At 57.8% G+C, this 24,205-nt stretch carries 18 protein-coding genes; 10 read left to right on the forward strand and 8 right to left on the reverse strand.

Annotated features, from left to right (window positions below; genetic code table 11):
* Positions 1-7: 7 nt before the first annotated feature.
* Both ABLU86_RS01610 and ABLU86_RS01615 read right to left on the reverse strand, forming a co-directional pair.
* The gene (locus ABLU86_RS01610; protein WP_348796365.1) at positions 8-1,741 is read right to left on the reverse strand and encodes an arylsulfatase; all 1,734 of its coding nucleotides are present in this window, start codon (positions 1,739-1,741) and stop codon (positions 8-10) included.
* Between the two features lie 45 nt (positions 1,742-1,786).
* On the reverse strand, positions 1,787-2,974 hold the full coding sequence (locus tag ABLU86_RS01615) for an anaerobic sulfatase maturase (RefSeq protein ID WP_047038940.1): 1,188 nt from the start codon (positions 2,972-2,974) through the stop codon (positions 1,787-1,789).
* A gap of 424 nt (positions 2,975-3,398) precedes the next feature.
* Between ABLU86_RS01615 and ABLU86_RS01620 the strand changes: the two genes are divergently transcribed.
* The 3 genes from ABLU86_RS01620 to ABLU86_RS01630 all read left to right on the forward strand — a co-directional run bounded on the left by ABLU86_RS01620 (position 3,399) and on the right by ABLU86_RS01630 (position 6,505).
* Positions 3,399-4,082 carry a LuxR family transcriptional regulator gene (locus ABLU86_RS01620; protein ID WP_015367829.1) on the forward strand — a complete coding sequence of 228 codons (684 nt, stop codon included), beginning with the start codon at positions 3,399-3,401 and terminating at the stop codon, positions 4,080-4,082.
* A gap of 117 nt (positions 4,083-4,199) precedes the next feature.
* Positions 4,200-5,393 (forward strand): MFS transporter, encoded by a 1,194-nt coding sequence (locus ABLU86_RS01625; protein WP_149270631.1) that lies wholly within the window; start codon positions 4,200-4,202, stop codon positions 5,391-5,393.
* Positions 5,390-6,505 carry a class II histone deacetylase gene (locus tag ABLU86_RS01630; protein WP_149270629.1) on the forward strand — a complete coding sequence of 372 codons (1,116 nt, stop codon included), beginning with the start codon at positions 5,390-5,392 and terminating at the stop codon, positions 6,503-6,505. Before ABLU86_RS01625 ends, ABLU86_RS01630 begins: the two co-directional genes overlap by 4 nt.
* 6 nt (positions 6,506-6,511) lie before the next feature.
* Here ABLU86_RS01630 and ABLU86_RS01635 read toward each other — a convergent pair whose 3' ends face one another.
* The 4 genes from ABLU86_RS01635 to ABLU86_RS01650 form a co-directional block, all read right to left on the reverse strand.
* Positions 6,512-7,105, reverse strand: coding sequence for a DUF3156 family protein (locus tag ABLU86_RS01635; RefSeq protein ID WP_046883718.1), 594 nt, complete (start codon positions 7,103-7,105; stop codon positions 6,512-6,514).
* Positions 7,083-8,582 (reverse strand): APC family permease, encoded by a 1,500-nt coding sequence (locus ABLU86_RS01640; RefSeq protein WP_045366512.1) that lies wholly within the window; start codon positions 8,580-8,582, stop codon positions 7,083-7,085. The genes ABLU86_RS01635 and ABLU86_RS01640 overlap by 23 nt, the downstream gene beginning before the upstream one ends.
* Positions 8,583-8,956: 374 nt before the next feature.
* Positions 8,957-9,322 carry a cupin domain-containing protein gene (locus tag ABLU86_RS01645; RefSeq protein WP_015704675.1) on the reverse strand — a complete coding sequence of 122 codons (366 nt, stop codon included), beginning with the start codon at positions 9,320-9,322 and terminating at the stop codon, positions 8,957-8,959.
* A gap of 13 nt (positions 9,323-9,335) precedes the next feature.
* The gene (locus ABLU86_RS01650) at positions 9,336-10,637 is read right to left on the reverse strand and encodes an FAD-binding oxidoreductase (RefSeq protein ID WP_046883720.1); all 1,302 of its coding nucleotides are present in this window, start codon (positions 10,635-10,637) and stop codon (positions 9,336-9,338) included.
* A gap of 158 nt (positions 10,638-10,795) precedes the next feature.
* On the opposite strand from ABLU86_RS01650, the gene ABLU86_RS01655 reads away from it, so the two are divergent.
* From ABLU86_RS01655 to pheP, 5 genes are all read left to right on the forward strand, one after another.
* Complete coding sequence (locus tag ABLU86_RS01655) at positions 10,796-12,280, forward strand: aldehyde dehydrogenase family protein (RefSeq protein WP_020079403.1); 1,485 nt, start codon at positions 10,796-10,798, stop codon at positions 12,278-12,280.
* A 328-nt stretch (positions 12,281-12,608) separates the two neighbouring features.
* Entirely contained in the window at positions 12,609-13,913 is a 1,305-nt protein-coding gene (locus ABLU86_RS01660) for an NAD(P)/FAD-dependent oxidoreductase (protein WP_045388587.1), read from the forward strand.
* A gap of 368 nt (positions 13,914-14,281) precedes the next feature.
* Positions 14,282-15,364, forward strand: coding sequence for an SMP-30/gluconolactonase/LRE family protein (locus ABLU86_RS01665; protein WP_046883721.1), 1,083 nt, complete (start codon positions 14,282-14,284; stop codon positions 15,362-15,364).
* Positions 15,365-15,423: 59 nt separating this feature from the next.
* Positions 15,424-17,622 (forward strand): TonB-dependent siderophore receptor, encoded by a 2,199-nt coding sequence (locus ABLU86_RS01670; protein ID WP_020079400.1) that lies wholly within the window; start codon positions 15,424-15,426, stop codon positions 17,620-17,622.
* 106 nt (positions 17,623-17,728) lie between these two features.
* Positions 17,729-19,105, forward strand: coding sequence for a phenylalanine transporter (gene pheP / locus ABLU86_RS01675; RefSeq protein WP_015367815.1), 1,377 nt, complete (start codon positions 17,729-17,731; stop codon positions 19,103-19,105).
* Between the two features lie 41 nt (positions 19,106-19,146).
* Here the strand turns inward: pheP and ABLU86_RS01680 are convergent, their stop codons facing one another.
* Together ABLU86_RS01680 and ABLU86_RS01685 are read right to left on the reverse strand one after the other, a co-directional pair.
* Positions 19,147-20,391, reverse strand: coding sequence for a mechanosensitive ion channel family protein (locus tag ABLU86_RS01680; protein WP_047049418.1), 1,245 nt, complete (start codon positions 20,389-20,391; stop codon positions 19,147-19,149).
* A gap of 77 nt (positions 20,392-20,468) precedes the next feature.
* Positions 20,469-21,896 (reverse strand): MFS transporter, encoded by a 1,428-nt coding sequence (locus ABLU86_RS01685; RefSeq protein WP_348796366.1) that lies wholly within the window; start codon positions 21,894-21,896, stop codon positions 20,469-20,471.
* Positions 21,897-22,005: 109 nt separating this feature from the next.
* On the opposite strand from ABLU86_RS01685, the gene ABLU86_RS01690 reads away from it, so the two are divergent.
* The gene (locus ABLU86_RS01690) at positions 22,006-22,875 is read left to right on the forward strand and encodes a helix-turn-helix transcriptional regulator (protein ID WP_020079399.1); all 870 of its coding nucleotides are present in this window, start codon (positions 22,006-22,008) and stop codon (positions 22,873-22,875) included.
* A 24-nt stretch (positions 22,876-22,899) separates the two neighbouring features.
* Positions 22,900-23,937 carry a DUF2157 domain-containing protein gene (locus ABLU86_RS01695; RefSeq protein WP_015367811.1) on the forward strand — a complete coding sequence of 346 codons (1,038 nt, stop codon included), beginning with the start codon at positions 22,900-22,902 and terminating at the stop codon, positions 23,935-23,937.
* Positions 23,938-24,205: the final 268 nt, after the last annotated feature.

Below are 24,205 nucleotides of genomic sequence, written 5' to 3' on the forward strand. Positions count from 1 at the left end.
GGTTCGTTTATTTGCCCTCGCTCACAGGAATGGCTTGCGGCGCGGGCACCGGCTTCATGGTCGCCGGATCGACCGCCAGGTAGCGTCCGGTTTTGCTATCGATGCCGACATAATCGATCATCTTGCCCTGCGCTTTGGTAACCATGGTGCGCTTAGCAAATGCCTCGTAGGCGTCGCTCATGGCTTTGACCCTGTCGGCATGTTGGGCCGCGATATCGTGCGTTTCCAGCGGATCGTCATGCAGGTTAAACAGCTGCCACGGCGCGTCGCCGGCGCTGAGGCCGAGCTTGACTAAGCGCCGCAGCTTCCAGTCGCCATCGACCCAGGCCGCCTGATTATGCAATTCGACCCCGTACTTCGAGCGCGGTGGCGTCTGCGTTTCACCGGTCAGATAGCGCTTAAAGCTGACGCCAATCATCGGCAATACGGGTTTCTTAGCCAGCGATTTGTTGGGATCGATGCCGGCGAATTCATATAGCGTCGGCGCCACGTCGTACACCGCCATCGTTGAGGCGTCGATTTTACCGCGCCGGGTAATGCCGGGGCCGGAGATCATAAAGTCGGTATTGATGCCGCCCTGGGCGCTGGTGGTTTTGTGATAATTGGCGTAGGGGGCGTTGCTGACGTTGGCCCAGTGGGGGCCGTAGGAGACAAAGGATCCTTTGCGGCCCACGTTGTCATAGCTGTTATCGAACTGCTTCCAGAATTCGGGGGTAGATTCGTAATAAAAACCCTGTGCCGGGTTGGCGCCGTTATCGGTTAAAAACACCAGCAGGGTATTTTTATCGCGCCCGGTTTGTTTCAGCGTCTCCATCAGCGTGCCGATTTGCGCGTCCATATTGGCGATCATCGCCGCATATACCTGCATCACTTTCGCCGTATATTTCTGCTGCTCTGGCGTTAGCGCTTCCCACTCTTTATCCAGCTCCAGATGCGGCAGCGGGGTGTCGTCATGAATAATTCCCAACGCTTTCAGGCGGGCGATGCGCTGGCGATAGACCTCGGCGTAACCCTGCTCATACTGGCCTTTAAAGCGCTTAATCCACTCGTCCGGCGCCTGCAGGGGGTCATGAGGGGCGGTGAAAGCCAGCCAGGCGAAGACCGGCTGCTCCTTCGGTGTCGCTTTAATCCAGCTATTCATCTGGCGGGCGTAAGCTTCGCTGGAGTAAAAATCATCCGGCAGGGAGACGCGCTCGCCATCGCGGGTATAGTAAGTGTGGAACGCCTCGACGGTTCCGAGCGGTATCGCATCGTTAAAATGGCTGGTGCCGCCGCCCATAAAGGCGAAGGAGTGGTTAAAACCTCGGTCCTTCGGCGTGGCGCCGGGAACAAAACCGAGATGCCATTTGCCGGCCATCAGCGTGTTATAGCCGGCATCTTTAAAGCGTTCGGCCATGGTGGTGACGCGGTCGGTCAGCCGCAGCTCGTAACCCTCCTTGCCAATGGTGCTGTCGTACCACCACATGCCGCCCATCCCGGCCTGCTGGTTACTGTTGCCGGTTAACAGCATCGAACGCGCCGGGGCCGACATCGGCGAGGTGTAATACTGGCTCATGCGGATACTTTGCTCCGCCATGGCCTGCAGGTTAGGGGTGGGGATCTCACCGCCGAAGGGGCTGATATCGGAATAACCCATATCATCGGCGATAATCACGATGACGTTTGAATGCTCATTCTGCGCGCCGTGCGCGCCGCCGGCGAGGATCATGCTGACCGCCGCGGCCATGGCTTTTTTGTTCACGACTGACTCTCCTGTTCATAGTGGGACAACCATCAGGGCAAAGGGCTACGCGGGATGCGCGGCCCCAACAAACGCGGCCCGCCAGGCTTTCAGGCCATTAAGGTCGCGGGAAAAGGGGCGTACTGGCGCGAGGATTTCGCTAAAGAAACGGTAATAACCGCCGCAGAGGCGGTTGTTGCCAGCGGCGTTGAGATGCGCGGGGCAGCCGCCCTGGCAGACCATTTTTACGGAGCAAGTCTGACATTCGCGGCGCAGGCTTTTTTGCTGGCCGAAAGGGAGCTGAACTGAAGCGTCAACTGCGGCGGCAAGCGTCTGCTCGTCAAGGCGACCCAGCCGATGTTCGGCATTGATCAGATGATCGCAGGCGTAAAGTTGTCCATCCGACTCCATCACCAGATTGCTGCCGCAGCGGGCGCTATGCACGCAGCTGCCGCTGGTATGGGTAAAGTATTGCGCCCATGCCTGTTCGATATTGATGACGAATACCCGCCCCATATCGCAGCGCTTTTGCCACTGTCGCCAGATACCAACCATAAAACGCCCCCAGTTATCGGCGCTGAGCTGATAACCCTCACGCAGCGCGGCGCCTTCGCTCATTAGCGGCTGGAACTGCAGATAGCGCGCGCCAAGCGTGACCACCCGGTCATAAATCGCCGCCGCGTGGGCGGCGATTTCGTTATGCACCACTACCAGCAGATTAAACTCCACCTGATGCTGGTGGAGCAGGGCGATACCGCGCAGAGCAGCCGGCCAGGAAGCCTGCCCGCGTTTATCAGGACGATGGTGGTTTTGCAGCGCTTCGCTACCTTCGAGGCTGACGCCGATAATAAAGCCATGTTCGCGAAACAGTCGACACCAGGCGTCGTTGATCAGCGTCCCGTTGGTCTGCAGGCTATTGCTGATGGTTACGCCATCAGGGGCGTAGCGCTGCTGCAGGGCGAGCGCTTTTTTATAAAAACTTAACCCGGCCAGTAGCGGCTCGCCGCCCTGCCAGACAAAGTTGATTTCCCGCGCGCTGGCGGGCTGGGCGGCAATATAGCGGCGGATAAACTGCTCCAGCCGCGCCTCGTCCATCTTCTTGACCGGCGTTTCATCCTGCGGGTAGTAGCAGTAGCGGCAGGCGAGGTTGCAGGCGGGACCAATCGGTTTCATCAGAATATGAAACGGCAGCGATGAGCGCGGTTCAACGGCCAGCGGAATTTGCTGCTGGCGTAAGGCGGCGATATTCAGCATCGGCTTATCCTCTATTAATTGCTGGCCTGGGCGGCATATTTGGGCAATAGCAAGTCAGGCGTAATCCGTTGATTAAGCCGCGGCGTTAAATTATCGACATCCTTTTTAGGGTATAAATGAAAAAATGCAAAAAACTATCGTTCTTAAGGATGAGATCGGACCTGCCAATATAAGGGTTTTTAATCCTTGCCGGAAAATAACGCGTAATGTTAATAACTTTTGTTTATGTTTTAACGCCGCTACGTTAACAGATAGCAGGGCGATTTTTAAATGCTTTAAATAACAATGTATTGATGAAAAGTTTGTAATCGATATCACATTGTTAACATGTTAATGATTGTGTTGCTTAAATGTGAAATGTATGCTTCATCTTACTCTGGTAATCCGCGTGTTACGCACCACCACCTTGACGGGGGGAAATATCATGTCTGCTTTATTAAAAGCCAGTCGTAATGATGCGATAATAGCCCGTTGTTTACAGACTATTTCACAGTTAATTCCACTGTCTTCAGCGGTTTTTTATCGAGTAAATAATCGTTTAAAACCTGAAAACTATATATTGCATAATATTTCGGATAATACACACCAACAATATCTGGAGAGCTTCCAGCCGTTGGATCCGCACCTGCCGGCGCACTTTAGCCACCAGAGCACGACCATGGCGGCGATGACGCCGCGGCTCTGCGACCGCAACCGCCATTACTATCATGAATTTATGTTGCCGAATAACGTACGCGACATGACCGAAATCTTTATTCGCCGCGAACGGCGGATCGTTGCCGGTATCTCGCTGATGCGCGACGTGCCTTTTTCCAGCGAGGAACGGTTGCGGGCCCAGGCGGTACTGCCGTTGGTGGAATTGGCTATTCGCGATTTCCTGCAGGAAGAGGATGAACTCCCTGCCATCCTGACGGCCAAAGAGCGCGAAATCGTCGGCATGGTGCGTGAAGGCGCCAGCAATAAGCTGATTGCCCGCCAGCTGGATATCTCGCTCTCGACGGTGAAAACCCACCTGCGCAATATTTTCGCCAAGACCGAAGTCGTCAACCGGACTGAACTCGTTTCCCGAACCTGGATGCCTGCCGCTCAGCGTACGCTGCATCTGTAATCTGACTATCGCATCCCGCGCGCGCCGTGGCAGCACGGCGTTTTCCTGATGCCTGTGGGTATCACTCCCTGGATAACCGTCCGGGGGGAGGCTTTTTTGACTGGAGCACGCCCTACGATGTCGAGTACACCTCTTTCTGAAAATACCCTTTCCCGGCCTGACGGGCTGGTGGTGTCGCTGCGTTTGCTGGCGGCGATTGTTATTTTCGCCGCCATTGCGCCGGGGATTTTAATGACCGCGCCGGCGGTGGCGGCGCAGCTGGCCAGCGAATGGCACCTTAAACCAGGACAGATCGGCTGGCTATTTTCGGCGGAGCTCGGCGCGATGAGCCTGGCGACGCTCCCGGCGTGGTGGTGGATGAACCGCCTCGACTGGCGGCGGGTGGCACTCATCGCCTGCGCGGTATTTCTGCTCGCTAACCTTGCTTCGGCGGTGGTAACTCAGTATGCGTCGCTGCTGGCGGTACGCTTTATTGCTTCCCTGGCGGGCGGCACGCTAATGATTTTGTGCATCAGCTGCGCGGCGGGAACGCCGAATCCATCGCGGGTGTACGCATTCTGGGTACTGGGGCAACTGCTGTTAGGCATGCTTGGCCTGCTGGTGTTGCCCGGCCTGTTCGTGACCTTTGGCCTGAAGGTTGTTTATCTGATTCTCGCCGCCATCATGCTCTGCTGTTTGCCGCTGGTTTCCGCCTTCCCGTCGTGTTTTCAAGCGCGATCGGCTTCCCATCGCCAACCGCCTGCGGCGTCGTGGCGAAAGGCGCTGGCGGTGCTTGCGGTTCTCACCTTCTATATCAGCCTCAGCGCGGTATGGACCTTTATCGGCACCATCGGCAGCGGGGCGGGGTTGAGTCCGACACAGGTCGGTCTGGTGCTGGCGGCGGCGACGGTGTTCGGCATTATCGGCGCAGGCGGCGCGGCGCTGCGCGGTAACCAACGTCCGGACCGGCTGGCGGTGTGGCTGGGATACGCGCTGCTGATCGCCAGCGTGCTGTTACTGACGGGCCATCCGCTGCTGGTGCGTTACGCCATTGCGGCGCTGCTGTTTAAGTTCACCTGGACATTCGTGCTGCCCTTTATCCTCGCTCGCGTGGCCGCGCTCGATAATAACGGCCGGTTGATGAACAGCATCAATCTGGTGATCGGCGGCGGAATGGCCGCCGGTCCGGCGCTCGCGGGGGCCTTACTGCAACACTTCGCCAGCGCCAATCCGCTGCTGGCGGCGGCAGGCGTCTGCGCGCTGCTGTCGCTGATTTTGATTACGGCGGCGTCGTCCGCCGGAAAAGGTTTAGCCAACGGGAGGATAGAGTGAAAAGAAAAACCGGTTTCTTCTTTGATGAACGTTGTTTCTGGCACAGTACCGGCCTGCACGCGGTAACGCTGCCGGTCGGTGGTTGGGTGCAGCCGCCGGCTGGCGGCGGCCATGCCGAGTCGCCGGAGACCAAACGGCGGATGAAAAACCTGATGGACGTCTCCGGGCTGACGCCGCAGCTGGAACTACGCAGCGCGGCGGCGGCGAGCCTTGAGGACCTACGGCGGATCCATCCCGATAGCTATCTTGAACGTTTTAAGTCAATCAGCGATAACGGCGGCGGCATGCTCGGCAAAGAGGCGCCGCTGGGGCCGGGGAGTTATGAAATCGCCTGCCTTTCCGCCGGACTGGCCTGTGCCGCCGTCGAGGCGGTGTTGAAAGGGGAGCTGGATAACGCCTATTCGCTGTCGCGGCCGCCCGGACACCACTGCCTGCCGGACCAGTCGATGGGGTTTTGTTTCCTCGCCAATATTCCCATTGCCGTTGAACGGGCGAAAGCGTTGCTGGGGCTCGGCAAGGTAGCGATTATTGACTGGGACGTTCACCACGGTAACGGTACGCAGCATATCTATCTGCAGCGCGATGATGTGCTGACTATCTCATTGCATCAGGATGGCTGCTTCCCGCCGGGCTACTCCGGCGAGGACGATCGCGGCATTGGCGCGGGCGAAGGTTACAACATCAATATTCCGCTGCTGGCCGGGGCGGGCGACGACAGCTGGCGCTATGCGCTGGAAACTATCGTCGTTCCCGCGCTGGCGCGTTTTGAACCGGAGTTGATCATTGTCGCCTGCGGCTATGACGCCAACGCGATGGATCCATTAGCGCGGATGCAGCTACATAGCGACAGCTTCCGCGCGATGACCGAACAGGTCCAGCAGGCGGCGGATCGCCTGTGCGGCGGGAAACTGGTGATGGTGCACGAAGGCGGCTACGCCGAGTCCTACGTGCCGTTTTGCGGCCTGGCGGTGATGGAAACGCTGAGCGGCGTGCGCACCGAGGTTCAGGATCCGCTGCTGGAATTTATTCAGCAGCAGCAGCCGCGCGCCGCATTCGCGCAGTTCCAGCGCCAGGCCATCGATCGGCTGGCGCAGCAGTTTGGTCTGCTATAAACCACCTCAGCTTCCCCGCGGTGATGGCGGGGAAGTCAATGCTTTCCCTTCTGCGATTTCACCGCGCATCCACTGACTTATCGCCTGATTAATCATCGCCAGTACGCTGAGCAGCAGCATCCGCTGCTGCGCTTCGAGCTTCAGATAACGGCGCAGCGGCGGCATTTTACAGACCACTTCGCTGGCGGCCCAGGGTTCAATGCAGCAGCGCCAGCCGCTATCGTCAAAGGTCAACGAAAAGCGGCGGTAGTCCAGCTCGCTTAAGGTCTGCTGGAGATTAGGAAAACCGTTGAGATAGCCGGCGAGTTCCGCGCTCTCTTTACTGCCGATAAAACGGATGGGCTGACGTTTCAGCCAGCCGGATTGGTGGGCGCGGATCTTGCCGCGAGTGGGCCGGGTAACCGGCCCCTCGACGACAAACTCGCAGCTGTGAATGCTGGCCATAAATAGCCGCTTCTGGCGCACGCTGAAGGTGACGGCGGTGACGTCGTTTAGCCGCAACATCGCGCTGCTTTCGCTCAGTTTTTCGCTCGGCCAGCCCGCTAAGTCGCGCTGCACCGCGTTCATTAATGGCGTTTCAAACCAGGGGACGGAGGACATCAGGCGTCATCTCCCCGCGGGTCTGTTTCTCGTAATTGCCGATAGCGCGCTCGACCACCTCTTCCACCTCCAGCGGCTTGAACGGATTAACGCGCTGTACGCACAGCGTCCAGAACAGGGCATAGGCAGCGGTCAGGCCGAGCATAATCCCGAACGGCACCAGCACCTCGCGGCTGTCCATTCCCGGTGGGGTAATATTCACGATCGCGATGATAATTCCGACGCTGGAGATAATCTGCGGTAGCGGGAACCACGGCGAGCGGTAGGCGCGCGGCAGGTCCGGGCGGCGAATGCGCAGCATCACCACCGACAGGGTGACCAGCAGATAGGCTACGCCCCAGGCGCAGACCGCGGCGAGGATCAGCGGCACGATGCGGTCCAGATCGCCGTTCAGGTACCAGGCGTGCAGGCAGGGGATGGCCACGCCGATGGCAATCGCGATCACCGGTGTTTTGAAGCGCGGATGCAGCCAGGTAAGAAAACGCGGCAGCGCGCCGTCCAGCGCCATACCGTAAATAATACGCGGCACCGCGGCCATCAAAGTATTAATCGTCGCGCAGCCCGCCAGCAGCAGGCCGACCCCGAGCCAGTACTGGCCGGCGTGGCCCATCACCCGCTCGGCGAAGGCCGGGATCGCCATCGGCGTGTCCAGCAGATGGATGTTATTCGCCGCATCGACCACCACGTTTTCCACCTGGCGGTTAATCGCCGCGCCGTAGATAAACATACAGCTGGCGACGCCCAGCAGACCCAGCGCCATCGCCCGCGGAATGGTGCGGTGGGCTTTTTTGATTTCCGGCGCCATCGGCGTCACCAGTTCGCAGCCGACGAACATAAACATCGCCATGCCGATATAGCCGAACAGGCCGGAGATATCGCTAACGTTCAGCGGCGTGCCGAACCAGCCGGAAAGGTGAGTCACCGGCGCCATAAAAATGCCGCACAGGCCGAAAATGGTCAGCGTCGTCCACATGCCAAAGGTAAGTACCACTTCGACCTTGCCGAAAATTTCCACGCCAATGGCGTTCAGCAGGCCGAAAATGACCACCATACCGACGCCGACCATCCAGGTGTTTTGATGGGCGGCCATCTGTGTGTTGACCGATTCGAAGTTCACCAGCGCCATAATGCCGGCGAGAATGGTCTCCGCGGTGCCGGCGAAAATATGGACGATAAGATAGGCGCACAGCGCGCCGGTAATGGCGAAGAAACGGCCCATACCGCAGGAGATATAGTCGTACACCGAACCGGTGGTGGGGATTAACGTCGCGGCTTCAGCGAAGGTAGTGACCTGCGCCTGCATCATAATAAAAGCCAGCAGTACCGCCAGCGCGAAGGTGTCGCCGCCCATGCCGAATCCGCTGGTGACCGTCAGGATCACCGGGCTTGCCATAATCAGCCCAACCGAGCTGGCGAGGGTCGTCGGAAAGCCGACGACGCCGCGTTCAAGATGGCTGGCGAGTCTGTTACTAAACATAGTCAACCTCTGCACAATGTAGGGGAGAGCAGGGAATAGCCAGCGCCACTCCCGGATAGTCATAATTTAGGCGGGCATCCTGCTCAACGAATATCGTCCGGAAGGTGGAGAGCAACGGGTGAATCTGTGACGTAGTCCATGAATGTGGCGGTTGATAAATAAAATAGCCCCGGAAAGCGGGGCCATCTGTCTTGCCACGTTGCGCGTATTTCTGCCGGGCGGCGGCTAGCGCCTTACACGGCCTACGGTCCGTGCGGCCTGCCTTTAATTTGGCCTCAAAATCCCCGGTGGCGCTGCCGCTTACCGGGGCTACAGCGCTGTGCGATTTGGTCGCCCGGAGAAGGCGTAATGCGCCGCCGGGCATTATCAGCGTGTTAGCGCGTCTCGACGTTCGCCAGATAGTGTTTGACGAAACGTGGGGTGAGGATTTTCCACTCCACTTCGGTGCCCTGTTTGACAAACCAGCTGTCCCCCGGCGCGAAGCGCTGCGGCTCGCCGCCGGCGACGGTCAGTTCAACTTCGCCCTCCAGCACGGTGGCGTGTTCGGTAAACGGATAGGTCATGGTAAAGCTCCCTTCGGTGGACGAAAACAGTCCGCAGGTAAAGGCGTCCTGCGGCTCGCCGTAGATCATCGCGCCGGCTACCTGCGGGTCGCCGACGGTCGGCGTCGCGCCGAGCAGGCTGACGCTGCCGATCGGCTGCAGTTCAGGTACCGGGTGTTTGAGTTTAAAAGCGTGCATAGCGTTCTCCTGATTAACTCCGGCCTTTCCAGAAACCGGCGGTTTGATGCATCAGTTTTCCGGCGGTGACTAATAGCAAGCGCAGGCTGTCACGGCCGTGGATGGTCGCGTGGGGAATGCTGCTTAGCAGACGATAGCGGTCGGAACCGCCATTGATCCCTTCGGCGAGGATTTTGCACACGATGTGCGAGGGGGTGACGCCGAAGCCGGAGTACCCCTGGACGTAAAAGACGTTGTTATGGTCGCGTAAGGTGCCAATCTGCGGGAACAGGTTGGCGCTACAGGCCATCGGCCCGCCCCAGGCGAAATCGATCTTCACATCTTTAAGGTACGGGAAGACCTCCGCCAGCAGCGTACGATTCCAGGCGGCGAAATCGTTCGGCGTATACTCCAGGAAGCGGGTGGCGCTACCAAACAGCAGGCGGTTTTCACGAGTGACGCGATAATAGTTAATCACCGGGCGAATATCGCTGAAGGCGCCGCGCAGCGGGCTGATGCGCTCGATCAGTTCATCGGAGAGCGGCTCGGTCGATACCTGATAAGAGTAGGTGACCAGCGTTTTGTTGTAGATCTCCGGCTCCATATTGTTGAGGAAGCTGTCGCAGGCCCACAGCAGTTTGGCGGCTTTAACGCTGCCCATCGCGGTGCGCACCTGCACCTGTTTGCCGTAATTCACCTCCACCACCGGTGAGGATTCGAAAATCTTGACCCCCAGCGAGTGGGCGGCCTTTGCCGAACCAAGCAGCATGTTGAGTGAATGGATCTGCCCGCCGCCCATATGTTTCAGCGCGCCGCAGTAGACCTCGGAGCCGACCACCTGCAGTACCTCTTTCCCGGTATACAGTTCGATCTCTTCATCCGGGGTGGCGGCTTTAAACTCCTTCTCCCACTGGCGTAGCGTTTTAAGCTGCCGCTGGTTATAGGCCAGGTAGCCGTAGCCGGGGACGAAATCGGCGTCGATGTTGTATTTGCGGATGCGTTCGCGAATGATACCCGCGCCGAGATTGGCGATTTTAAAAAGCGTTTCCAGCCCCTCTTTGCCGACGTGTTTTTTCACCGCTTCGATATCGTGACCGATCCCGGCCATCACCTGGCCGCCGTTGCGCCCGGTGCCGCCATAGCCAAGATGGCGCGCTTCCAGCACCACCACGTTGGTGATCCCCTGTTCCGCCAGTTCCAGCGCGGTGTTAATGCCGGAGAAGCCGCCGCCGATAATGACTACATCGGCTTCGATATCTTCCCGCAGCGCCGGAAAATGGAGCTGGTATTTCTTCGTCGCGCCGTAGTAGTTCAGCGCATCGATTTTAATATTCATCGCGTTACCCTGTCGTCTTGCCTGGCTCAATGTCCTCATCACAGCACGCCGCGCGGGCGTTGAATATCGTCCGGAAGAATGACGTTCTTTAGAACGATGGGCGGCGCGGCGCAACCGTGCTGTGATGGGCTAACTTTGCTGAAAAACGAGTGCTGACGATGAGCGAAATCACCTTACTGGCGGAAGTGACCGCCTTTTTACGCCAGCCGCACGGGCAGTTTATTGCCGGTCATCGGGAGGCGGGCCACGGCGCGCCGTTCGCGGTGATAAACCCGGCGACCGGAGAGGCGATTGCCGAAATCACGGCGGCGGATGTCGGCCAGGCGGACCGCGCCATGGAAAGCGCGCGCCAGGCGTTTAATCAGTGGCGCGAGATGCCGACGCTGGCGCGCGGCGCGTTGCTGCTGAAACTAGCGGACACGCTGGCAGAGCATCGCGAAGAGCTGGCGCAGCTGGAAAGTCTCTGCTCCGGTAAAACCATCATGCTGGCGAGAATGCTCGAGCTGGATCAGTCGGTGGCGTTTTTGCGCTACTTCGCCGGCTGGGCGGGGAAAATCACCGGCGAAACCCTGGATGTCTCGCTGCCGTCGATGGCCGGGGAGAAATATACCGCCTTTACCCGCCGCCAGCCGTTGGGCGTGGTGGTCGGCATCGTACCGTGGAACTTCTCGATTATGATTGCCATCTGGAAGATGGCGGCGGCGCTGGTCTGTGGCTGCACTATCGTCCTCAAGCCGAGCGAGTATACGCCGCTGACGCTGCTGCGGGTGGCGGAACTAGCGAAAGCGGTAGGTATCCCGGATGGCGTCATTAACGTGGTCAACGGCGCCGGCGGCGAGATTGCCCAACGCCTTATCACGCATCCGGCCTGCGCCAAGGTGAGCTTCACCGGCTCGGTGGCGACCGGGGAAAAAGTCCAGCAGTCGGCCAGTGCGTCAGGTAAACGGGTTACGCTGGAGCTGGGCGGTAAAAACGCCGCGCTGTTTCTCGATGACCTGACGCCGGAGGCCATGGTGAACGGCATTATCGAAGCCGGTTACCTCAACCAGGGGCAGATTTGCGCCGCCGCTGAGCGCTTTTATCTGCCGCAGGGCAAACTGGATGCGGTGCTGGCGCTGCTGAAAGACAGGCTCAGCGCTTTCGCGCCGGGGTCGCCGCTGGATGAACAAGCGCTGATGGGGCCGCTGGCCAACCGCCAGCAGTATGACAAGGTCTTGCGGCTCATTCAGACCGCACGCGAAGAGGGGGATACCATCATCTGCGGCGGCGAAGCGCTGCCCGGCGAGGGCTATTTCCTGCAGCCGACGGCGGTTAAGGTGCGCAGCGAAGAGAGCACCCTGATGCGCGAGGAGACCTTCGGCCCGGTATGCAGCTTTATTGGTTATCGCAGTGAAGAGGAGGCGCTGGCCCGAATTAATGCTTCGCCGTATGGACTGGCGGCCAGCGTCTGGTCGGATAATATCCGCCAGGCGCTGCGCTATTCTCAGGCCATTGACGCCGGGATCGTCTGGGTCAATATGCATACCTTCCTCGACCCGGCGGTGCCGTTCGGCGGCATGAAAGGATCGGGTATTGGCCGTGAGTTTGGTAGCGCGTTTATTGATGATTATACTGAACTTAAATCGGTGATGATGCGTTATTAAACCACAGGAATACCGGGATGCCGCTAATCACCATTAATTAGTGAAATATAAGACTTGCTGGTTATTATTATCTAATCCACCACCAGGCCGCCAAATAATAATTTGGTGGCCTTTTTGTTTACCTCGAATATACGTGCAGGAAAATTACCCGGAAACTTGTACAATAATATCCCGATTAAAAATTGCCGCCAATTAAATTTGCGATTACCAATATGCACCGCGTCATCATCTAATGGATGTCTGGCATTTTATTGTTTGGATTATTGTTAACTAAAAATTATTTAGAGTGTTTTTAATTAACATTTAATTAATTATTTTGGAGGTCACATTGACTACGCCATTAAAAGAGATCGTTATTGTCGGCGGCGGCGCCGGTGGGCTGGAGTTGGCGACCCAACTGGGACGTAAATTAGGGCGCCGAGGGAAAGCGAATATCACTCTCGTAGACCGCAGCCAGAGCCATCTGTGGAAGCCGCTGCTGCACGAAGTCGCCACTGGTTCGCTGGATGAAGGCGTGGATGCGTTAAGCTTTCTTGCCCATGCCAGCAAACACCACTTTTCCTTCCAGCACGGTTCGGTAATGGATATCGATCGGCAGAATAAAACGATTACTATCGCCGCGCTGCGGGATGAACAAGGCGAGGTGTTGGTGCCGGAGCGTAAATTATGTTGGGACACTCTGGTAATGGCGCTGGGCAGTACTTCCAATGATTTCAATACGCCGGGTGTTAAAGAGCACTGTATTTTTCTCGACAGTTCTGAGCAGGCAAAAGTATTTCATCAGCAAATGCTGAACCAATTTCTGCGCTATTCTGCCGACCCTCAGACGTCAGGTAAGGTCAATATTTCCATTGTTGGCGGGGGCGCTACCGGGGTTGAATTATCTGCCGAATTACATAATGCGGTAAAAGAACTGCGTAGCTACGGTTATAAAGATCTGACCAACGAAGCGTTAAATGTCAGCCTGATAGAAGCCGGCGACGGTATTTTACCTGCGCTGCCAAAACGGATTTCCAGCGCTGTGCACGAAAAGCTGACCCAACTTGGCGTGAATGTGATGACCAATACCATGATCACCGGCGTTGAAGAAGGCGGCCTGCATACCAAAGATGGCCAGTTTATCGAGGCGAGTTTAATCGTCTGGGCGGCGGGGATAAAAGCGCCGGACTTCATGAAGGATATTGCCGGGCTGGAGACCAACCGTATTAATCAACTGGTGGTGACCCCGACGCTGCAAACCACGCGCGACGCTGATATTTTTGCTTTCGGCGACTGCGCGGCGTGCCCGCGTCCGGAAGGTGGATTTATTCCACCGCGTGGCCAGGCGGCGCATCAAATGGCGCTCTTCACTGCCGACAATATTATCGCCCGGATGAAGGGGCATAAGTTGAAATCGTTCTCCTATCGCGATCGTGGTTCGCTGGTTTCGCTCTCCGGCTACACGACCTTTGGCAGCATCATGGGGCATCTACCGATCGGCCCGATGATGGTCGAAGGCCGTATTGCGCGGATGGTTTACGATTCGCTGTATCGGATGCACCAGGTGACGCTGCACGGTTATTTAAAAACCGGCCTGATGATGTTGTCCGGCGGGATTAACCGGATTATTCGCCCGCGCCTGAAATTGCATTAAGCGTGCTAAGCCGCCCTTCGCAAGAAGCGTGCGGCATAGCCTCCTGTCGCCCGGATAAGGCGTAGTGCGCCGCTATCCGGGTATGTATCGATCCCGAAGTTTCTTTCTTCCCCTATCAATCCGCTATTCCACGTTAAATAATCAGCAGATGATCTTTTTTGCCCGCCGGGGGTTGCCTGATACCTGATAATGCGTATAGTTCTCATTCTCTTTTTTGTTCGCAGGCTAAGCAGGGATCGATCTGCGCCAGTGAGTCGTTCACAAGGAACAGCAAAGGCGTAGGGTGACGCAAAGACAGCAGGCCGGAAACATACAATATCGGCCACTGCGCGACCACCGGGTCATTGATTTTTTATAGGGTTGTTCCAATGAAATACACTCTTCCGGCGTTGGCGCTGGCCATCAGCGCGACGTTAGGCGGCTGCGCGACTCACCATTCCGCTGCCGTCGCGCAACCGGTTGTTAACTCTCCTGCGGCTAACGTGGCGCAACCGCTGCAGCGCCAGCTAGCGGAAGGGTTGTACGAGATGGCGCTAAGCCCGCAGGGCGATGCGCTGTACGTCGCCAGCGCCGAAGGCTTTAAAGATGTGCAGGGCGGGGCGGTTTACAAGCTGGATCCGCAAACCCTTAATACCATCGGCCTGACGCATACCGATCTGAAAAACTTCGCTTTGCAGCTCTCTGCGGATGGTAAAACGCTATACGTCAGCAATTCGCTTGACGGCGGCATCAGCGCTATCGACACCGCCACCGGCAAGGTAAAAAACCGCCTGCTGTTCAGCGAGCGCAATGAAAAAGGGCTCCCCTATGGGGCGCGTCAGCTGCTGCTGTTAAATAATACCCTCTACGTTGGCGCGGTCGCCGACCCGGCGCAAATCTGGGTGGTTGACGCCGCTACCATGAAGCTGAAAACGCGGATTAAAAACACCGGTAAATGGATGACCGGCCTGCACTATTCTGCACAAACCGGGCGCGTATACGCCGCCAACGGCAGCGGTGAAATTCTGGTGATTAACCCGCGTAACCAACGCATTGAACAGCGCTGGAAGCCGCTGGGCGACAAGCCGGCGCTGCTGCTTAATATGGCCGAAGATAGCGACACCGGTCGTCTGTTCGTGACCGATAACTCGAAAGCGAAAACCACCCTGGTGCTGGATATCCACAGTGGCAAACTGCTTAAACAGCTCGAGGTCGGCGATTCGCTGGCGGTGCAGTTCAATGGGAAACGCCACGAAATTTATATTTCACAGCGTGAATCCGGCAAGGTTATCAGCCTTGACGACAGCCGCTACACGCTGAAGAAAAGCTGGGCGCTGCCGGCCAATCCCAACAGCCTGCTGCTTTCCGCCGATGGTCAGACGCTGTTTGTCACCGTCAAACAGCCCTTCAATAAAGACCACTCCACTAAAGGCCCGGACAGCGTCGTACGCATCGACCTGAACGAGCAATAAAAATAACTGGCCCGGTGACGGGCCCTTTGATCCATTTATCCTCATCCATGGGGCAAATTATGCACACCACGCACTATTCATCCTTCCCGCTGCGTAAAACGCTGTTGGCCTTAGCCATCGGCGCCGCCAGTCAAACGGCGATGGCCGCGGACGCTACCGCCGCGAAACAACCTGGCGAAGAGACCCTCATCGTCGAGGCTAACGAAACCAGCGATTTTAAATCCGGCGGCGACCTGGTGGTTCCGGCATTCCTCGACGGGCAGATCGCCCACGGCGGCCGTCTGGGGATGCTTGGCGAACAAAAGGCGATGGACGTCCCGTTTAACGTCATCGGCTATACCTCGAAGCTGATTCAGGATCAGCAGGCGAAAACCATCGCCGATGTCGTCAGTAACGACGCTGGCGTGCAGGCCGTACAGGGCTACGGCAACTTCGCCGAGACCTATCGAATCCGCGGGTTTAAGCTCGATGGCGATGACATGACCATGGGCGGTCTGGCGGGCGTGGTGCCTCGTCAGGTGATGGACACTCAGATGCTGGAGCGCGTTGAAATTTTCAAAGGGGCTAACAGCCTGCTTAACGGCGCGGCCAGCAGCGGCGTCGGCGGGATGATTAACCTCGAGCCGAAACGGGCGGAAGATCTGCCGACCGCACGTGTTGGCGTCGACTATACCTCTGATTCGCAGGTTGGCGGTACCCTCGACCTGGGACGCCGTTTCGGCGATAACAACCAGTTCGGCGCCCGGGTCAACCTGGTGCATCGCGAGGGCGAAGGCGCTATCGATAACGATAAACGCCGTACCACGCTGGCTTCGCTGGGGCTTGATTACCGTGGCGATCGTTTCCGCTCCTCGCTCGATTTCGGCTATCAGAAGAAAACGTTCCACGGCGGTACGATGGGCGTCAATATCAGCGGCGTAGATTTCATCCCGGCGCTGCCGGACAACAGCAAAAACTACAGCCAGAAGTGGGGCTATAGCGATATTGAAAGCGAGTTCGGCATGGCGAAGGCGGAATATGACCTGAGCGATAGCTGGACGGTATACAGCGCCCTCGGCGGTCAGCATTCGCATGAAATCGGCACCTACAGCGCGCCGAAGCTGCTCAATAAAAACGGCGATGCAACGGTTGGCCGCCTTGATACTAACCGCATCATCGACGCGATCAGCGGCATGGGCGGGGTACGCGGCGATTTCAATACCGGTGCGATTTCGCATAAGGTGAATCTCGGCTATGCGGCGCAGGTGCATACCGATGCGACCGCCTGGCGGATGTCGGCGAAGAATCCGACCACCAATATCTATGACAACCGCGATGTGGCAATGCCGGATAACGCCTATTTTGGCGGCAACTACCACGATCCGCTGGTCACCTCGCGCAGCCGTACGCAGGGCTGGCTGCTGAGCGACACTCTCGGCTTCTTTAACGATAAGGTGCTGTTTACCGCGGCTGCTCGTCATCAGAAAGTGGTCGTGCGCAACTACAGCAACGCCACCGGACTGGAAGATACCTCTTCGCGTTATACCCAAAGCCGCTGGATGCCGACGTTTGGCCTGGTGTACAAGCCGTGGGAGCAGCTGTCGCTGTATGCTAACCATACCGAAGCGCTGCAGCCGGGCTCTGTGGCGCCGACTACGGCGGCCAATGCCGGGCAGAGTACCGGGATCGCGCACTCGAAGCAGGACGAAGTGGGCGTCAAGATCGACTACGGAACGATCGGCGGATCGCTGGCGCTGTTTGAAATCAAAAAACCGAACGCCATTTCCGATACCGCTGGCAATTACGGCCTCGATGGCGAGCAGCGTAACCGCGGCGTAGAGATGAACGTCTTCGGCGAGCCGATGCTGGGGCTGCGTCTTAACGCCAGTACGGTGTGGCTGGATGCCAAACAGACTAAAACCGCTAAAGGCGCAACCGATGGTAAAGATGCCATCGGGGTGGCTAATTTCTACGCGGTGCTCGGCGCCGAGTATGATATTAAGCCGGTGGAAGGCCTGACCGCGACAGCGCGTGTCAATCATAGCGGCTCGCAGTATGCCGATGCGGCCAACACCAAGAAGCTGGATAGCTACACCACCCTGGATTTAGGCCTGCGCTATCGTATGCGCCTGAACGCCGACCAGAACGAAATGACCTGGCGCATCGGGGTGACCAACGTGACCAACGAGAAGTACTGGTCCGGCATTGACGATACCGGAACCTATCTGTTCGAAGGCGATCCGCGTACCGTTCGCGTCTCAATGAGCTACGACTTCTAACGCTAAAAAAGCGGGGCGGGCGGCTGATGCTTGCCCCGCGCAACTTGCGACAATCCCCCCTAAGTGATAAAAGGTGCCCCTTCACAAAAACACACAGGGGAACGACGTGAAAGACGCGTCAACGTCGTCGGATGCCGTAGAAGAGAGCGGCCCGACGCTTCATCGCGGTTTACAGAACCGACATATTCAACTTATCGCCCTTGGCGGCGCGATTGGGACTGGCCTATTTCTTGGCATTGGTCCCGCGATTCAAATGGCTGGCCCGGCGGTGTTGCTGGGTTACGCCGTGGCCGGTATTGTCGCTTTTCTGATTATGCGCCAGCTTGGCGAGATGGTGGTGGAAGAGCCGGTATCCGGTTCTTTTGCCCACTTTGCCTATAAATACTGGGGCCCGTTCGCCGGTTTCCTGTCCGGCTGGAACTACTGGGTGATGTTCGTGCTGGTAGGAATGGCGGAACTGACTGCCGCCGGGATTTATATGCAGTACTGGCTCCCCGATGTTCCCACCTGGGTCTGGGCGGCGGCTTTCTTCATCATTATTAACGCCGTCAACCTGGTCAACGTACGCCTGTACGGCGAGGCGGAGTTCTGGTTCGCGCTGATAAAAGTGCTGGCGATTATCGGCATGATCGCCTTTGGCCTGTGGATGCTGTTTGGCGGCCACGGCGGCAGCAAAGCCGGTTTTGATAACCTGTGGAAGCATGGCGGTTTCCTCGCCACTGGCTGGCATGGCCTGGTGCTGTCGCTTGCGGTGATTATGTTTTCTTTCGGCGGCCTGGAGCTTATCGGCATCACCGCTGCGGAAGCGCAAAATCCGGAAAAGAGCATTCCGAAAGCGGTTAACCAGGTGGTTTACCGTATCCTGCTGTTTTACATCGGTTCACTGGTGGTGCTGCTGGCGCTCTATCCGTGGGTAGAGATTAAATCCGATAGCAGCCCGTTTGTGATGATTTTCCATAATCTTGACAGCAACGTGGTGGCCTCCGCGCTGAACTTCGTCATTCTGGTGGCATCGCTGTCGGTCTATAACAGCGGCGTCTATTCCAACAGCCGGATGCTGTTCGGCCTGTCGGTACAGGGCAATGCGCCGAAGTTTCTCGCCCGCGTCAGCAAACGCGGCGTGCCGGTGAATTCGTTGCTGCTGTCAGGCGTTATTACCTCGCTGGTGGTGGTGCTCAACTATCTGCTGCCGCATGAAGCGCTGGGGCTGCTGATGGCGCTGGTGGTGGCGACGTTGCTGCTGAACTGGATCATGATCTGTATGGCGCACCTGAAGTTTCGCGCCGCGCAGCGTCGTAAGGGGCGTGAATCGAAGTTCAAAGCGTTACTGGCGCCAGCCAGCAACTACTTCTGTATCGCCTTTCTCGGTTTGATTCTGGTGCTGATGTGCACCATTGACGGGATGCGTCTGTCGGCAATACTGCTGCCGGTGTGGATTATCTTCCTGTTTGCCGCTTTCAAACTGCTGCGCCGCCCGGCGTAAGGCTTATCGCCCCGCGGAATGGCGGGGCGACATTACAAATGCTATGACGACAGCGCGCCCGACAGTGAACGAATGTCGTTGCCGGTTGGCGTCTGGTGAATACGCAGGCCGAACTCGTCAACCACGGCAAAGATATGGTCGAAGATATCCGCCTGAATGCCTTCATACTCCGCCCACACCACGGTATTGGTAAAGCAGTAGATCTCAATCGGCAGGCCGTTAGCGTCCGGCGCTAGCTGGCGCACCATCATGGTCATATCCTTGCGTAGCCGCGGATGGTTACGTAGATACTCCTGCAGATAGGCGCGGAAGGTGCCGATATTGGTCATTTTGCGCAGGTTGAGCACCGACGGCGCATTGGCGTGCTGTTGGTTCCACTCGTTAATTTCCTGATGGCGCGAGTCCATATAGGGCTTTAGCAATTTGGCCTGAATCAGGCGCTGTTGCTCCTGCTCGTCAAGAAAATGGATGCTGGTGGTATCGATGTTCAGGCTGCGCTTAATGCGACGACCGCCGGAGGCCGACATCCCGCTCCAGTTTTTAAACGAATCCGAGACCAGCGACCAGGTGGGGATTGTAGTGATGGTGTTATCCCAGTTGCGCACTTTTACCGTGGTCAGACCGATATCAATAACCGCGCCATCGGCGCCATATTTCGGCATCTCCAGCCAGTCGCCGAGTTTGAGCATGTCGTTGGCGGAAAGCTGGATCCCGGCCACCAGGCCAAGAATCGGGTCTTTAAATACTAACATCAGTACGGCGGCCATCGCGCCAAGGCCGCTAATCAGAATCGCCGGCGACTGGCCAATTAGCAGCGATATGATCAGAATGCCGATAATAATCGCCGTAACCAGCTTAATTCCCTGAAAGATGCCTTTTAGCGGCAGCTGCGAGGCGGTGGGGAATTTTTGCGCCAGATTGAAAATCACGTCCAGCAGCGAGAAGAAGGAAAGCATGGCGTAAACCATTACCCACAGCTGCGCGCAGGTGGATAAAATTTCCGCCGCTTCGCTGCCTTTCTGCAGCCAGAGCACGGCCTGAACGTTGACGATAATTCCCTGTAGGGTGAACGCCAGGCGGTGAAAGAGTTTATTTTGCGTGATGATTTGCAGCCATAAATGGCTGCTGGCCTGCGCCCGCTTTTCGAAGGTGCGCAGTACCACTTTGTGCAGAATGAGATGAACGACAATCGCCGTCAGAAAAATAATGCCAAAGGTAATGATGAGCGAGGTGGTAGGGGTGATTTTGATGCCTAATGCGGCGATTTGCGATATTAATTCCTGCATAACGTCTCCTGTACATCCAGCGGTTATGATGACCGCTGGATGACTATTATGCAAATCAGAGGTTACACAGTTGTGAATCAGGACGCCGTCGCCGCCGGCTGCAGGTTCAGGTGATGGCGCAGCCAGAGGGCTATAGCGCCCAGCAGCAGCATCATCGCCACCTCGACCAGCAGGAAGACGATCAGCGCCTGCGTATAGTCACCGCCGCCGCGCTGGGCCAGGGTCAAGAACAGCGAGCCAAGAATGGCCGGCCCCAGGCCCAGCGTCGCCTGCTGCAGGGTACTGAGGATGGCGCTACCGGCTCCGGCGTCGCAGGCGCGAATGTCCCGCATCCCGATACGATAGAAACTGTTGACGATTAACGCCTGACCATAGCCGACTAGCGCGGTGGCGGGCACCAGCGCCAGCGTCGTGGTCCGCAGGCCAAGTTGATAAAAGGTGGCGCTCAGCAGCAGCAGGCCGCTAATCTGCACCGCCAGGCCTATCAGCAAAATGCGCCCCATGCTGTAGCGGGCGATAAGCTTCGGCGCGTACAACGCGGAGATAAAATAGGCCACCCCGAGAGCAATAAAACTGTTGCCGGACTGCCACGGCGCCATCCCAAGCCCGGCCTGCATGGTCAGCGCCATACAAAACATAAAGCCGGACCAGGCGCTGAAGAACAGCAGCGCGATAGCCATCCCAAAGCGGATACTGGTGAGCTTTAACAGCCGCGGCGGTAGCAGCGGTTGCTCACCGCGCTGCTGTTTACGCAGCGCGCTCAGGCGCATCCAGCCGAGCAGGGGGAGTACGGCCAGCAAAAGCAGCTGTAGCTCCCATGGCCAGTGCAGTTCCGGCCCCAGCGCCATCGGGAACAGCAGGCAGCAGAGGATTAACGCCAGGCTGAAAGTTCCCTGCCAGTCGATGCTGGAATGGCTTTCGCGGCGGGTTTCCGGCACATAGCGGCGGCTAAAAGCGAGCACCAGCAGGCAGATTGGCACGTTGATAAAGAAGGCGTTACGCCAGCCGAGCCCGGCGATATCGGCGGAGACCAGCCAGCCGCCGCCCATCTGGCCGACGATAAACGCGATGCCGCCGATACCGCCGTACAGGCTTATCGCCCGGGCGTGAGCGGTGCCTTTCAGGGTGACGTGCAGGGTGGCGAGGATTTGCGGCACGATCAGCGCCGCGCCCGCGCCCTGCAGCGTTCGTGCGGCGAGTAGGGCGTTAATGGAGTTAGCCATTCCGCATAGCAGTGAGGCGATGCCGAATACCGCCACCCCCCACAGAAACAGGCGGCGGCGTCCATAGTTATCGCCCAGTTTGCTGCCCATCGCCAGGCAGACGGCAAAGGCCACGCCGTACAGCGCGACGATAAGCTCCAGTTGGGTGGCGCTGGCGTCGAGGGAGTGGGTGATCGAGTCCAGCGCCACGTTGGTTATCGAGGTATCAATTAACGGCAGCATCTGGCCGGTCAGTAACAGCAGTAATCCGGCGCGGCCGGGTGAAACAGCAGACGAATTCATCGGATCTCTCCATTGCGTCATTCAGCGGATGGCCGTAGCATCTCCGATTAATTAAACGGGTACCAGTTCCTGTCTATACTGGTATTGGTACTACCATGCTGGAGGAACAATGACGCTAATGCTGCAACGTGAGGCGCTGAATCTCGCGCCCGATGATAGCCGTAAACAGCTGGGAGCATTTCTGCGCGCCCGCCGCGAGAGTCTTGACCCGCAGCGACTCGGCCTGCCGCGCGTCGGGCGGCGGCGGACGCCGGGGCTGCGCCGGGAAGAGGTGGCGATGCTGGCGGACGTCGGCGTGACCTGGTACACCTGGCTTGAGCAGGGGCGAGAAGTGAATCCGTCGGCGGCGGTATTAAGCGGCGTGGCCAGCGCGCTACAGTGCAGCCCGCTGGAAACCCGCCATCTGTTCGTACTGGCCGGCTTAACGCCGCCGGAGAATACGCAGGCCACGGTTTGCGAGGGGATCAGTCCCGGAACCCGACGCATGCTTGATAGCCTGATGCCGCAGCCCGCCAGCATTCAGAAACCGAACTTTGATATCGTCGCCTGGAATGACAGCTTTTGCCGCCTGATGGGCGTTGATTTCGCGACGATTGCCGAAGAAGACCGCAATTGCATCTATCTCTATCTCACCTGCGAAGCCTGGCGTAGCCGCATTGAAAATCGTGACGTGTTGCCGACTTTTGTTTCCTATTTTCGCGCGGCGATGGCTGAGCATCGCGGTTCTCCAGAGTGGGAAGATAAGCTGGCGCGCTTTTTCGCCGCTTCAGCGGAGTTCGAAGCGCTATGGCACCAGCGCTATGAGGTGCGCGGCGTCGAAAACCAGGTGAAAAATTTTAACCATCCGCAGCTCGGGCGCTTTAGCCTGCAGCAAATGTACTGGTATTCCGCGCCGCGCAACGGTTCGCGTCTGCTGGTCTATTTACCGCTGGATGAAACCGGAGAACAGGCGCTGGCCTGGCTGGATCAACAGGGCTAAGCCCGCAATGGACAAGGAACGCTTATGAACGTCACCCGCAAGCAGCAGCGGATTCTTCAACGCGCTATTGAGCAATGGCAGCAGGAGGGGGTCCTGAACAGCAGTGACGGCCAACGGCTGTCAGCGTCGCTATCTGTCCGTACTTTCGACTGGCAGCGCCTGAGCCGCTATGCCTTCTGGACCGCGATAGCCTGCGTCTTGATTGCGCTGGGGAGTCTGTTCGCCGATGCTGAATTGATTGCGGCGATTATCAATCTGTTCAGCGACTCCGCCGTGGCGCGGATTATCCTGCCGACGCTGCTGGCCATCGCATTTTACTATTGGGGGTTCCGCCGCCAGCGGCGCGAATCCCAGTGGCACTACAGCACCGAGGCGATTTTGTTCCTCGGCGTCGTCTGTACCGCCATTGCCTTGTGGCAGCTAGGCGATCGGCTGGACGACGGCAGCGGCCACGTGGCGCCGCTAATACTGCTCGGCTGCGCCATTTACGGCCTGATAGGGTTTTTCGCCCGCTCCGGGCTGGTGTGGCTGTTCTTCCTGCTGGCGTTAGGTAACTGGTTTGGCGCGGAAACCGGCTATATATCAGGTTGGGGCGCCTACTGGCTGGGGATGAGCTTCCCGATTCGTTTCGTGCTGTTCGGTGGCGTGCTGCTGGCGCTGTGCTACTTGATGCAAAATGTGTTACGTCAGCGGCAGTTGTTTACCGTTAGTAAGGCGATGGGGCTGACCTGGCTGTTTGTCGCGCTGTGGATCCTGTCGATTTTCGGCAACTACGATTCCGATAGCTGGTATGGGGTGAGCCAGGCGCAACTGCTGCCGTGGGGGCTGCTGTTTGCGCTGGCGGCGGCGATCTGTATTTATATCAGCCTGAAAACCGACGATGGCATGCTGCGTGGATTTGGCCTGACGTTTCTTGCCATCAACCTCTACACCCGCTTCTTCGAATTCTTCTGGTACAGCCTGCACAAGGTGGTGTTTTTCCTGATCCTGGCGGTATCGCTGGCGATGATTGGCCGTTACGCCGAGCGGATCTGGCACGCCGGCGAGGGGGAGAAAAAGTAACCCTCCCCGGTGGCGCTAACGCTTACCAGGGCTACCAACCGAGTACTGGACCGTAGCCCTTGTTATCGGTTTTCGATTGCTTCGCTCCTGGAAAAACGGTTGTTCTGCGCTGTTTCCGAGCACATTGCGCTCCCGATAATTCTTCTGCGTTATGTCTCTCATGGTGCAGGGAGCGCACAGAGGGCGGCCAGTCGCTGCCGCCCTCTGTACTCCCGGGCTCTGGCCGCCAAAATCGCCACTTCGTGGTACCTTCGACTTATCCCTGCAG

Source organism: Klebsiella sp. JN_Kp121 (genome assembly GCF_040062145.1).
Classification (GTDB): domain Bacteria; phylum Pseudomonadota; class Gammaproteobacteria; order Enterobacterales; family Enterobacteriaceae; genus Klebsiella; species Klebsiella aerogenes.